Below are 13,049 nucleotides of genomic sequence, written 5' to 3' on the forward strand. Positions count from 1 at the left end.
GGTAAGCAGAGTTTTTGAAATGTAAGGCCTTTGAATAAGACAAAAGGCTGCCTCATCGCTAACTTTGCAACAGTGCCGTTTTCCGTGCTCGTCAACCCCATGGATCTGGAAAACGTTTTTTGCCAAATCGATTCCAATAGTTTTAACGTTCATGATAGCAGCGCTCCGTTCAATGAGTGACGATTTATCGTCCCACTGTGGCACAAGAGATGGGAGGCGACCATTCCATTAACAAAGCCTTTTTTTATATACGATCTGACGAATTCAGCAGAAGGAAACTCATCATTCGTGACGAAATAAAAATTAGTTTCCCCATTAATATAGAAATGAGTGTTTACTCACAGAAAGAAAATCAGGAGTAATTATTCTGAAGACAGATAATACAGAAGTCGTACAGCGCATTTAACTCACTTCTCAGGAGGTTAATCACTCTCTATTTGTGGACAACCGACATGTCTTAAGGCTCTGGAATAACGTGTTGATATTTCGATGCGTAGCATGCAGCGGAATATTACCGGATCAATAAAGCAGGAAGAGGCGTTTTAATTCTTTCCGCAGGATGATAGTAGGGTGACTGCCATGTCTGATTATAATGAAAAAAGTGCGATCTCCGCACTTCTCGCAGGTCATTGTTCCGATCCATTTTCCGTGCTTGGCATGCACTCAACCGATGCGGGTCTGGAAGTGCGCGCATTATTACCCGATGCCACCGATGTATGGGTGATTGAACCGAAAACCGGGCGCAAAGTCGGTAAACTCGAATGCCTCGACACACGCGGGTTCTTTAGCGGCGTTCTGCCGCGCCGGAAAAATCCTTTTCGTTACCAGCTGGCCGTCACCTGGCACGGTCAGCAAAACCTGATTGACGACCCCTATCGCTTTGGCCCGCTGCTGCAGGAGCTTGATGCCTGGCTGCTCGCTGAAGGGACTCATCTGCGGCCCTACGAGACGCTGGGAGCCCATGCCGACACCATGGACGGCGTCACCGGGACGCGTTTTTCCGTCTGGGCGCCGAACGCCCGTCGTGTGTCGGTGGTCGGACAGTTCAACTACTGGGACGGCCGCCGCCACCCGATGCGTCTGCGCAAAGAGTCCGGCATCTGGGAGCTGTTTGTCCCCGGCGCGCATAACGGCCAGCTGTATAAGTTCGAGCTGATTGACGCCCACGGCCACCTGCGGGTGAAATCCGACCCGTATGCCTTTGAGGCACAGATGCGCCCGGAAAGCGCGTCGCTTATCTGCGGCATGCCGGAAAAGGTCGAACAGCCACAGTCCCGTCAGCAGGCCAACCAGTTTGATGCACCGATTTCGATTTATGAAGTGCACCTTGGCTCGTGGCGCCGCCACGCCGATAACCATTTCTGGCTCAGCTACCGCGAGCTGGCGGACCAGCTGGTGCCTTACGCGAAGTGGATGGGCTTCACCCATCTGGAGCTGCTGCCGGTAAACGAACATCCGTTCGACGGCAGCTGGGGCTATCAGCCCACCGGGCTGTACGCGCCGACCCGCCGTTTTGGTACCCGTGAAGACTTCCGCTACTTCCTGAATGCTGCCCATGCCGCGGGTCTGAACGTGATCCTCGACTGGGTGCCGGGCCACTTCCCGTCGGATGACTTTGCGCTGGCATCGTTCGACGGCACCGCGTTGTATGAACACAGCGACCCGCGAGAAGGTTATCACCAGGACTGGAATACGCTGATCTACAACTACGGTCGCCGTGAAGTCAGCAACTTTCTGGTCGGGAACGCGCTGTACTGGATTGAACGCTTCGGGATCGACGCCCTGCGCGTGGATGCGGTTGCGTCAATGATCTACCGCGACTACAGCCGCAAAGAGGGGGAGTGGGTGCCCAATGAGTACGGCGGCCGGGAAAACCTCGAAGCGATTGAATTTCTGCGCAATACCAACCGTGTGCTCGGTGAGCAGACGCCGGGAGCGGTCACGATGGCGGAGGAGTCCACCGACTTCGCCGGGGTTACACGACCGTCTTCTACGGGCGGTCTTGGCTTCTGGTTCAAATGGAACCTCGGCTGGATGCATGACACCCTCGACTATATGCAGCTCGATCCCATCTATCGTCGTTATCATCACGACAAGATGACCTTCGGGATGCTCTACAACTACACCGAAAACTTCGTGTTGCCGCTGTCACACGATGAAGTGGTTCACGGCAAAAAATCGATTCTTGACCGGATGCCTGGCGATGCCTGGCAGAAGTTCGCCAACCTGCGCGCCTACTACGGCTGGCTGTTTGCCTTCCCCGGTAAAAAGCTGCTGTTTATGGGCAACGAGTTTGCCCAGGGGCGGGAGTGGAACCACGACGCCAGCCTCGACTGGCATCTGCTGGAAGGGGGCGACAACTGGCATCACGGGGTGCAGCGTCTGGTGCGCGATCTGAACCATACCTATCGCCACCATAAGGCACTGCACGAACTGGATTTTGACCCCTACGGCTTTGAATGGCTTGTTGTGGATGACCACGAACGGTCGGTGTTTATCTTTGTCCGTCGCGATAAAGCCGGGAACGAGATAATCGTGGCGAGCAACTTCACGCCAGTACCGCGTCACGGCTATCGCTTCGGGATTAACCAGCCGGGGCGCTGGCGTGAAGAGCTGAACACCGACTCGATGCACTACCACGGGAGCAACACCGGCAACGGCGGCTGCGTGGCAAGCGAGGCGATCGCCAGCCACGGTCGGGAGCATTCGCTGTCGGTGACTCTGCCGCCGCTGGCGACAATCTGGCTGGTACGGGAATCTGCAGGGCAATAAAACGCGCAGCTGATTTATTGCAGCTGACTTATTACCGGAGGTGATCACTTCTGAATTATTTTGCAGAAGAGTGAGGCTTTTTCTTCATTATTTTCTTTTATGGCTTTTATTTAATGGCAGGACATTATTATGAGTAAACTTGAATATACTGACAACTTAATGCTGTCGCGCCAGTTACCGCTTAAATCCGTGGCCCTGATCCTCGCCGGCGGACGTGGCACACGATTAAAAGACCTGACCACTATTCGCGCAAAACCTGCGGTGCATTTCGGCGGTAAATTCAGAATTATTGATTTTGCTTTATCGAATTGTATTAACTCCGGAATAAGACGTATCGGGGTCATTACACAATATCAGTCCCATTCACTGGTGCAGCATATTCAACGCGGCTGGGCATTCTTTAACGAAGAAATGAATGAGTTCGTGGATTTATTACCGGCGCAGCAGCGGGTGCATGGTGAGAACTGGTATCGGGGGACGGCGGATGCCGTGACCCAGAATCTGGATATTATCCGCCGCTATGATGCGGAATATGTCGTTATTCTGGCCGGGGACCATATCTATAAACAAGATTATTCGCGGATGCTGCTCGATCACGTTGAAAAAGGGGCGCGCTGTACCGTGGCCTGCCTGCCGGTCCCGGTTGAAGAGGCAAGCGCTTTTGGCGTCATGGCCGTGGATGAGAATGACAAAATCATTGAATTTGTTGAAAAACCGGCTAATCCGCCCACCATTCCTGGCGATGAAACCCGCTCGCTTGCCAGTATGGGCATTTATGTGTTTGATGCGGAATATCTCTACCAGCTGCTGGAAGACGACGATCGGGATGAACACTCCACCCATGATTTTGGCAAAGATATTATTCCCAGGATAACGGCGGCAGGTGAAGCGTATGCGCATCCGTTCCCGCGCTCCTGCGTTCAGTCGGATAATAATGCCGAGCCATACTGGCGCGATGTCGGAACCCTGGAGGCGTACTGGAAAGCGAATCTGGATTTAGCCTCAGTAGTGCCAGAGCTGGACGTTTATGACCGTAACTGGCCTATCCGTACCTATGTCGAATCGCTGCCCAGCGCCAAATTTGTTCAGGACCGTTCCGGCAGTCATGGCATGACCATGAATTCTCTGGTCTCCGGCGGCTGTATTATTTCTGGCTCGGTGGTGGTGCAGTCGGTTCTATTTTCCAGAGTTCGGATTAACTCGTTCTGTAATATTGATTCGTCGGTTTTATTACCGGGCGTCTGGGTCGGTCGCTCCTGCAGGATAAGACGCTGCGTGATCGACCGGGGATGCGTTATTCCGGAGGGGACGGTGATTGGCGAAAATGCCGTTGAGGATGCGCGACGCTTTTATCGTTCGGAAGAAGGCATCGTTCTGGTTACCAAAGAAATGCTGGACAAACTTGAGGTATGAGCCCATTTGCGGAAAAAGCGTGTCCGGCGGCAGAGAAAATATTGCCCTGTCGCGGGTCGTCTCTGTGGCTGAATAATAAGGAGCATACATGCAAGTTTTACATGTAGGAGCAGAGATGTTCCCGCTGTTAAAAACGGGCGGACTGGCCGACGTCACCGGCGCGCTCCCGGCGGCGCAAATTGCCGAGGGGCTGGATACCCGCGTGCTGCTGCCTGGGTTTCCGGCGATCCGCAACGGGGTTCAGGATCCGCAGGTGGTGGCCAGCAGGGAGACATTCGCCGGGCGGATGACGCTGCTGTTTGGCCATTTTAACGGTGTGGGCATCTATCTGATTGATGCCCCGCATCTCTATGACCGGACGGGTAATCCTTATCATAACCAGCAGATGCAGGATTATCCTGATAACGTCCTGCGTTTCGCGTTGCTGAGCTGGGTCGGGGCCGAGCTTGCCGGTGGTCTTGACCCGTTCTGGCGTCCTGAAATCGTCCACGCCCATGACTGGCACGCGGGTCTCACCCCGGCTTATCTGGCCACCCGCGGCAACCCGGCCAAATCGGTGTTTACGGTGCACAACATTGCCTATCAGGGGTTGTTTCAGGCCCGGCATATGGCGGAGATCGCGTTACCGTGGTCGTTCTTCCAGATGCACGGGGTGGAGTTTAATGGGCAAATCTCCTTCCTTAAGGCGGGTCTCTATTTCGCTGACCATATCACCACCGTCAGCCCGACATATGCCCGTGAAATTACCGAACCACAGTACGCGTTTGGTCTGGAAGAGCTGCTGCGGCAACGTCAGCGGGAAGGGCGACTGTCGGGGATCCTGAACGGGGTTGACAAAAATATCTGGGATCCGCGCCGCGATCCGCTGCTGGCAGCGCCTTACGACCAGAATTCACTGGCGGAGAAAGCGAAGAACAAGCAGCAGCTGCAGACGTCGCTGGGGCTGAAGGCGGACGATCGGGCGCTGCTGTTCACCGTTGTGAGCCGGCTGACCAGCCAGAAGGGGCTGGATCTTCTGTTTGGCGCGCTGCCGGGAATTATATCTAAGGGAGGGCAGCTGGCGCTGCTGGGATCCGGGGACCCGGATTTGCAGGCCCGTTTTCTGACCGCCGAGGCGCAATACCCCGGGCAGGTGAGTATCCGGATCGGCTACGACGAGGCGCTGTCGCATCAGATGATTGGCGGCGCCGACGTCATCCTGGTGCCCAGCCGTTTTGAACCCTGCGGTCTGACCCAGCTTTATGGTCTGCGCTACGGCACATTACCGCTGGTTCGCCGTACCGGCGGACTGGCGGATACCGTCGCCGACTGTTCGCTCGAAAACCTTGTTGACGGGCTCGCGACCGGATTTGTGTTTACCGACAGCGAGACGGAATCGTTATTACATGCTATCCACCGGGCCAGTGTCCTGTGGTCGCGTCCCTCGCTGTGGCGTTACGTGCAGCGGCAGGCGATGAGCATGGATTTTAGCTGGCAAAGTGCCGCAAAGTCTTTCCACCTGTTGTATCAGCGTATTATTTAATTGCTACGGATAAGAAAAATGGAACCACGCATAAGTTATATTTCACCCAGGCTGAATGAAGAAGCGCTGCAGCATGCTATCGCTTATAAGCTCATGTTTATTCTCGGTAAAGACCCTTCACTTGCCAATAAGCATGAATGGCTCAATGCTACGCTGTTCGCCGTGCGCGATCGGCTGGTTGAGCGCTGGTTGCGGGCGCATCGGGCGCGGATCTCGCAGCAGGCGCGCCAGGTATATTATCTGTCGATGGAGTTTCTCATCGGCCGTACCCTCTCGAATGCCTTACTGTCGCTGGGCATCTATGAGGATGTGAAAACAGCGCTGGCCGGGATGGGTCTGGATCTGGAAGAGCTGATTGACGAAGAGAATGACCCGGGCCTGGGCAACGGCGGTCTCGGTCGTCTGGCAGCCTGTTTTCTCGACTCCCTGGCCACGCTGGGGCTGCCAGGACGCGGTTACGGCATCCGCTACGACTACGGCATGTTCAAGCAAAACATCATCGACGGCCGGCAGATGGAGTCACCGGACTACTGGCTGGAGTACGGTAACCCCTGGGAATTCGAGCGCCATAAAACCCGCTATACCGTGCGCTTTGGCGGGCGCATTCAGCATGAGGGGAAAAACTCGCGCTGGCTGGAAACCGAAGAGATCATCGCGGTGGCCTACGATCAGATTATCCCGGGTTATGAAACCGATGCCACCAACACCCTGCGCTTGTGGAGCGCCCAGGCCAGCAGCGAGATTAACCTCGGTAAATTTAATCAGGGAGATTACTTCGCGGCGGTAGAAGATAAAAACCATTCCGAAAACGTCTCCCGGGTACTGTATCCGGACGACTCGACCTACTCCGGGCGCGAGCTGCGCCTGCGTCAGGAATATTTCCTCGTTTCGGCGACGGTGCAGGATATTCTTTTTCGCCATTACCAGTTGTATCAAACCTATGACAACCTGGCAGATAAAATTGCTATCCACCTCAACGACACCCATCCGGTGCTGTCGATCCCGGAGCTGATGCGTCTGCTGATTGACGAACACCGCTTCAGCTGGGATGACGCTTTCGGGGTGACCTGTCAGGTCTTCTCCTACACCAACCATACCCTGATGAGCGAGGCGCTGGAGACCTGGCCGGTCGAGATGCTGGGGAAAATCCTGCCGCGCCATTTGCAGATTATTTTCGAGATTAATGACTATTTTCTGAAAACCATGCAGGAGCACTATCCCGATGATATTGCGTTGCTGAGCCGGACCTCGATTATCGATGAATCCAACGACCGTCGCGTACGGATGGCCTGGCTGGCGGTGGTGGTCAGTCACAAGGTGAACGGCGTGTCGGAACTGCACTCCCGGCTGATGGTGGAGTCGCTGTTTGCCGATTTCGCCAGAATCTTTCCGCGCCGCTTCACCAACGTGACTAACGGCGTCACGCCGCGCCGCTGGCTGGCTGCCGCTAACCCGTCCCTTGCCGCGGTTCTGGACCGCCATATCGGCCAGACCTGGCGAACGGATTTAAGCCAGCTGAGCGAAATGGGGGAATATCAGGATTATCCGCTGGTTAACCAGGCCGTCAGCGCCGCCAAACTGGCGAATAAACAGCGTCTGGCCGATTATATCGCCCGTCAGCTGGGCGTGGTGGTGAACCCGAACGCGCTGTTTGATGTGCAAATTAAACGGATCCACGAATATAAACGCCAGCTGATGAATGTGCTGCATGTGATCACCCGCTACAACCGTATCAAGGCGGACCCGCAGGCCGAATGGGTGCCGCGAGTGGTGATTTTCGCCGGCAAAGCCGCGTCCGCTTACCACACGGCAAAACAGATCATCCATCTGATAAACGACGTCGCCAAAGTCATCAACAGCGATCCGCAGATTGGCGACAGACTAAAGGTGGTGTTCATTCCCAACTACAGCGTCAGTCTGGCGCAGATGATCATTCCGGCCGCGGACCTTTCTGAGCAGATTTCGCTGGCAGGGACTGAAGCCTCCGGGACCAGTAATATGAAGTTCGCCCTCAACGGTGCGCTGACCATTGGCACGCTGGACGGCGCCAACGTTGAGATGTTGGAGCACGTGGGTGAGGACAATATCTTTATCTTCGGTAATACCGCTGCAGAGGTCGAGGCGCTGCGCAGCAACGGTTATCAGCCGCGTGATTACTACGACCAGGATCAAGAGCTGCGCCAGGCGCTGACCCAGATGGGGACCGGGGTGTTCAGCCCACAGGAGCCGGGCCGCTATCGCGGTCTGCTGGATTCGCTGATCAACTTTGGCGACCACTATCAGGTGCTGGCCGATTACCGCAGCTATGTTGACTGTCAGGACAAGGTGGATGCGCTCTACCGAACCCCGGAAGAGTGGACCGCCAAAGCGATGCTCAACATAACCCACATGGGCTATTTTTCATCGGACCGTACGGTGCGGGAGTATGCGCAAAAGATCTGGTATATCGACAAAACGCAACTCTGAGCGCGTACTGACAACCAGGAAACGCCGGGGCGGGTGGCAGGAGACCGGCCCCGTCGATGAGCGACCCGGCAGCAACACATAAATAAGCCTGACGGATATGACAGGAGAGAAAAATGACGGACAGTAAACGCGCAGGGGAGCCTGCACAACAGAGTGATTTGATTAACGTCGCTCAGCTGACCGCGCAGTACTACGTACTGAGGCCGGAAGCGGGCAACGCGGAGCATGCGGTGAAGTTTGGTACCTCTGGCCATCGTGGCAGTGCAGGGCGCCATAACTTCAATGAGCAGCATATTCTGGCGATCGCGCAGGCGATTGCGGAAGACCGCGCCAGGAACGGGATTACCGGTCCCTGCTACGTGGGTAAAGATACCCACGCGCTCTCCGAACCGGCCTTTATTTCCGTACTGGAAGTGCTGGCGGCCAACGGCGTTGATGTTATCGTGCAGGAACACAACGGTTTCACCCCGACGCCGGCCATTTCCAATGCCATCCTGGTGCACAACAAAAAAGGTGGTCCGCTGGCAGACGGCATCGTGATCACGCCGTCTCATAACCCGCCGGAAGATGGCGGTATTAAGTACAACCCGCCGAACGGCGGCCCGGCGGATACCAACGTCACCAAAGTGGTAGAGAATCGCGCTAACGAACTGCTGGCCTCGGGTCTGCAGGGCGTCAGGCGCATCTCCCTCGATGCGGCACTGGCATCCGGTCATGTTAAAAAGCAGGATCTGGTACAGCCGTTTATCGAAGGGCTGGCGGATATCGTCGACATGGCGGCAATTCAGAAAGCCGGCCTCAAGCTCGGGATCGATCCGCTGGGCGGGTCCGGTATCGAATACTGGAAACGTATTGCCGGGCACTACAAGCTCGACCTGACTATCGTCAACGATCACGTCGATCAAACCTTCCGCTTTATGCATCTGGATAAAGACGGCGCCATTCGCATGGACTGCTCATCTGAGTGCGCAATGGCGGGCCTGCTGGCGCTGCGCGATAAGTTTGACCTGGCTTTTGCTAACGATCCAGATTATGACCGTCACGGCATCGTCACGCCGGCAGGGCTGATGAACCCGAACCACTATCTGGCGGTGGCGATTAACTACCTGTTCCAGCATCGCCCGCAGTGGGGCCAGGATGTGGCGGTGGGCAAGACGCTGGTCTCTTCCGCGATGATCGACCGTGTGGTGAACGACCTCGGCCGCAGGCTGGTTGAAGTGCCGGTGGGCTTTAAATGGTTTGTTGACGGCCTGTTCGACGGCAGCTTCGGCTTCGGCGGAGAAGAGAGCGCGGGCGCCTCGTTCCTGCGTTTTGACGGAACGCCGTGGTCGACCGACAAAGACGGGATCATCATGTGCCTGCTGGCGGCGGAAATCACCGCCGTCACCGGTAAAAACCCGCAGGAGCACTACGACGAACTGGCCGCCCGCTTCGGCGCGCCGAGCTATAACCGGCTGCAGGCTTCGGCCACTTCCGCACAGAAAGCGGTGCTGTCGAAGCTGTCGCCGGAAATGGTCAGGGCCAGTCAGCTGGCGGGTGACCCGATCACTGCGCGTCTGACCGCCGCGCCGGGCAACGGCGCATCGATTGGTGGCCTGAAAGTGATGACCGACAACGGCTGGTTCGCCGCCCGACCGTCAGGTACGGAAGACGCTTACAAGATCTACTGCGAGAGCTTCCTCGGGGAAGCACATCGCAAGCAGATCGAGAAAGAAGCGGTGGAAATCGTGAATAGCGTGCTAGCGGCGCACCAGTAGAGCAGTTGACGTACTCCGCTGAGCCGGAGTACGTCATAGTTACCCGGCGACACCAATACAGGCACCACTTTGTCAGAACATAAGGAACGGGACGCTTCGCAAAAGGTATTGCTGCGGGGACTATATGAATATCTATGTTATTACCAATAATAATTTCATGCTTGTAGGTCTGAAATGTATGTTCAGCGACAACAGCCTCTCCGTCAACAGGGTTGTGTTTTCACGGGTCAGCGATATTGCCTTCAGCAACAGCGATGTGGTGATTGTGGAGTCAGAGCTGAACACCGGCGATGCCGAACGTCTCAAGTACCTACACATTTCACCGGTCAATCTTATCTTTTTATTAAAACCGGCGTCAGGAATGAGCGGGACAGGGCGTGAAGCGGTATGCATTGACACTGAATTAAGCGGTAATGAATATCTCATGATGAGGCAGGCGTTTAAAAAAATGGGGATCAATCTGAAGAGGGACAAGTTGTCATTTACCAAAAGAGAAACACATGTTATCAATATGATTTTAAATGGTTATTCGATAGATGAAATTTCCCGTAGCCTGCTGATCTCCAAAAAAACGGTTCAGTCTTTTGTTGGTATTGTTTTGCATAAACTGAATACCACCAAAATAAGTGGAATATACCGCAAAAAAAATCTCATCATCGACAGTTTTGCCAGGAGGAGCCTGCATCGTTAGGATGCCCTATAAACTAATGATCTGCTTATGGAAAGTCACTATTTCATATATTAAGTTTCAACTAAATTTGTTATAAATTATTTTATGTTGTTATGTTGAACGGGGTTTGATTATTGGTATGCTTCAGAAAAAATAAACATACATCATGGGTGCTAACATGATGAAAATATATGAAACCATAGTCATCAAATGATTTAAGCATACAATAAATAATATAGGATTATATCCTCTATCTGTGAATGGTGGGCGGCAGAGGAAAAACGGGATATATATTTATGCATTTCATCTTTTTATTATAAAAAACTGTTATGTAAATTCTGTAGCGGGAGGGGGTATGTTTAGTGAAGACGCACACTATGAATTTCTAAAAAGATATTACAGAGCGGAGTTTTTTGAAGGAAGAAATGGTTCCATTTGGGGAATAAATTATTCTTACAATTTGGCAAGGGTGGGTATGAATATGCTTGAAAGATATGGCTATGGGATAATATTAAAGCATGAATCTATCACTGGTGAAACCATTTACTATGATCGTAGTCTGACGATACTATTTGGTGACAGAATTACACAGGCCCTGGGAGGTCAGTATTGCAACAGAGAAATGAGAGAATAATGATTTAATATATTTTTTAATCGCTCGTTAAACATTGGAACTTTTCTCAGAACGTGACTGCAATGTCTTCAACGCATCTAACATGTCGTCGCCGTTCAGTGAGCGCTGCGATTATTTCTCTGTTGGTTTTCTGCGCCGCCGCAAAGAGCCATCACCGGCAGGGATCGCCTGTGAACGGTTGTTATCGCGTTTATCCTGAACATCAATCTAAATTGAAATGTCCGCATGTAGGTTATGTTTCAGCCTTTGCCGAAGATGTCTTTACTCCGGGTCTGAAGTTGCTGCAGGGCTTCCAGCATGTCGTTATGGTCCAGACTTCGTTGTGATTTCTTGCCGGGTTGTTTCTTTCTGCGTGAGGTCTGGCCGTCCAGTGATGGCAGGGCCTGTGAGCGGGTGTTGTCCCGTTTGTCCTGAACCAGCTTTATCATTTCCAGGGCACGTCCCAGACGCTTGTTGTCGATGATGGCGCCCTGGTCCAGTTCTCCCAGTCGGTCGTAAGTGGTAAAGGGCAGGGAAGTGCCGCTGGCCCGGAGCTCAATGTCACCATCCGGGTATTGCCATACCTCGATGTACTTCCCCTGAAAACGCCGGTTTTCTTCATTATCTTCAAGCAGATAAAGCTTTTTATCATACTGTAATGTCAGGTTTTTCGAGACCTTACGCTGCTCGCGCCAGGTGAATGTCGCCTGCAGGTTTTCGCCATTATCCAGCTGGCGATGTACGTCAAAATCGTGACGTGGCGGCTTTGCAAACCGACGGTTGTAATCTTCCATGAACTCATCAGCAAAGGCGTTTGCAGCCTCAGGTGTGCTGATACCGCGGAGCCGCAGTTCCTTGACCAGGCGGTCCTGTAATGTCAGATGAGCCCGTTCAACACGCCCCTTGGCTGAACTGGTGTTGGCACAGATACCAGTGATATTCAGCTCGTTCATGGCACGACCAAACTGAGTCTGGCCATCTCCGCCGGTGGCCTGCTTGTTGTTGATCCTGAAGACGCTGGCTTTGTCGCTGTAGAATGCCAGAGGCTTACCGTAGCGCTCCAGATATCCCCGGGTGGCTTCAAAATAGGTGAACGTGGACTCCGAACTGACGAACAGAAGCTGCATCAACCGACTTGTTGCATCATCAACGTAAACGAGCAGCGTGCAGGCCGGACCACGGTCCTCGAACCAGCGATGTTCACTGCCATCAATCTGGATGAGTTCGCCGGTGCAGGCCCGACGTGGGCGTGGCTGATGCACACGAGGTGGCCGTAACTTACGAGGGATCCATAAACCATCCCGGGTCATAAGCTTACGTACAGTCTCTTTAGCAAGATAAAGGTCATGAATCTCAGCAAGCTTCTCGCAGGCCAATGTCGGGCCAAAGTCGGCGTAACGTTCGCGAATGATGCGCAGCGCACGCTCAGCGAGGCCAGGCATCAACTGTCGGTTACTAGGCTGACCACGTCGGCGGTTAACCCGCGATAGCGGTCCGTGTTCACGATAGCGCTCGAGTAGCCGGCGGCAGTGCCTGTCAGAGATCTCAAGTCGGGTTGCTGCAAGACGCGTGGTAAGACGCCGGTCGATAACGTCCTGCAGGATCCTGAGTCGGTTTACATCGTTCATCGAGAAAAACTCCGTTCCGTATGCCGTCATGAGTCTCATCCTTTGAAAGCAGCGATCGCGGTGGCGAGACTGTAGCGCGGACATGTCTATTTGGTCAGAGACGGACATCTCAATTTAGCTGTTACACTGTATGTCTAGCCAATGTTGAAATGTCGTGCTGAAAACAAAGCTGACCTGACGTCAGTGGAGAGTCTGGACAATGCCTTTT

Annotated in this window: 8 protein-coding genes; 7 read left to right on the forward strand and 1 reads right to left on the reverse strand. The window is 53.8% G+C overall.

Annotation, left to right across the window (positions count from 1 at the left end):
• Window positions 1-579 precede the first annotated feature (579 nt).
• From glgB to V6E55_RS23715, 7 genes are all read left to right on the forward strand, one after another.
• Window positions 580-2,772 (forward strand): 1,4-alpha-glucan branching enzyme, encoded by a 2,193-nt coding sequence (glgB, locus tag V6E55_RS23685; protein ID WP_004099052.1) that lies wholly within the window; start codon window positions 580-582, stop codon window positions 2,770-2,772.
• Window positions 2,773-2,901: 129 nt separating this feature from the next.
• Window positions 2,902-4,185 (forward strand): glucose-1-phosphate adenylyltransferase, encoded by a 1,284-nt coding sequence (glgC, locus tag V6E55_RS23690; RefSeq protein ID WP_004099051.1) that lies wholly within the window; start codon window positions 2,902-2,904, stop codon window positions 4,183-4,185.
• An 88-nt stretch (window positions 4,186-4,273) separates the two neighbouring features.
• Window positions 4,274-5,707, forward strand: a complete 1,434-nt coding sequence (gene glgA, locus V6E55_RS23695; protein ID WP_009653212.1) for a glycogen synthase GlgA — start codon at window positions 4,274-4,276, stop codon at window positions 5,705-5,707.
• An 18-nt stretch (window positions 5,708-5,725) separates the two neighbouring features.
• Complete coding sequence (glgP, locus tag V6E55_RS23700) at window positions 5,726-8,173, forward strand: glycogen phosphorylase (RefSeq protein WP_040217245.1); 2,448 nt, start codon at window positions 5,726-5,728, stop codon at window positions 8,171-8,173.
• 113 nt (window positions 8,174-8,286) lie between these two features.
• Window positions 8,287-9,930: a phosphoglucomutase (alpha-D-glucose-1,6-bisphosphate-dependent) gene (gene pgm, locus V6E55_RS23705; protein WP_004197675.1), complete on the forward strand. Its 1,644-nt coding sequence runs from the start codon at window positions 8,287-8,289 to the stop codon at window positions 9,928-9,930.
• Between the two features lie 124 nt (window positions 9,931-10,054).
• Window positions 10,055-10,621 (forward strand): LuxR C-terminal-related transcriptional regulator, encoded by a 567-nt coding sequence (locus V6E55_RS23710; RefSeq protein WP_004197678.1) that lies wholly within the window; start codon window positions 10,055-10,057, stop codon window positions 10,619-10,621.
• Window positions 10,622-10,955: 334 nt separating this feature from the next.
• The gene (locus V6E55_RS23715) at window positions 10,956-11,234 is read left to right on the forward strand and encodes a hypothetical protein (protein ID WP_004197671.1); all 279 of its coding nucleotides are present in this window, start codon (window positions 10,956-10,958) and stop codon (window positions 11,232-11,234) included.
• A gap of 239 nt (window positions 11,235-11,473) precedes the next feature.
• On the opposite strand, the gene V6E55_RS23725 is transcribed toward V6E55_RS23715, so the two are convergent.
• Window positions 11,474-12,871, reverse strand: coding sequence for an ISNCY family transposase (locus V6E55_RS23725; RefSeq protein WP_009653207.1), 1,398 nt, complete (start codon window positions 12,869-12,871; stop codon window positions 11,474-11,476).
• Window positions 12,872-13,049 lie beyond the last annotated feature (178 nt).

Source organism: Enterobacter sp. 342 (assembly GCF_036663495.1).
Lineage (GTDB): Bacteria > Pseudomonadota > Gammaproteobacteria > Enterobacterales > Enterobacteriaceae > Enterobacter.

Bases quoted from the DNA above. Each gene is read 5' to 3' on its own strand.
- glgB (WP_004099052.1), top strand. From the start codon at position 580: ATGTCTGATTATAATGAAAAAAGTGCGATCTCCGCACTTCTCGCAGGT.
- glgC (WP_004099051.1), top strand. From the start codon at position 2,902: ATGAGTAAACTTGAATATACTGACAACTTAATGCTGTCGCGCCAGTTA.
- glgA (WP_009653212.1), top strand. From the start codon at position 4,274: ATGCAAGTTTTACATGTAGGAGCAGAGATGTTCCCGCTGTTAAAAACG.
- glgP (WP_040217245.1), top strand. From the start codon at position 5,726: ATGGAACCACGCATAAGTTATATTTCACCCAGGCTGAATGAAGAAGCG.
- pgm (WP_004197675.1), top strand. From the start codon at position 8,287: ATGACGGACAGTAAACGCGCAGGGGAGCCTGCACAACAGAGTGATTTG.
- V6E55_RS23710 (WP_004197678.1), top strand. From the start codon at position 10,055: ATGAATATCTATGTTATTACCAATAATAATTTCATGCTTGTAGGTCTG.
- V6E55_RS23715 (WP_004197671.1), top strand. From the start codon at position 10,956: ATGTTTAGTGAAGACGCACACTATGAATTTCTAAAAAGATATTACAGA.
- V6E55_RS23725 (WP_009653207.1), bottom strand. From the start codon at position 12,871: ATGACGGCATACGGAACGGAGTTTTTCTCGATGAACGATGTAAACCGA.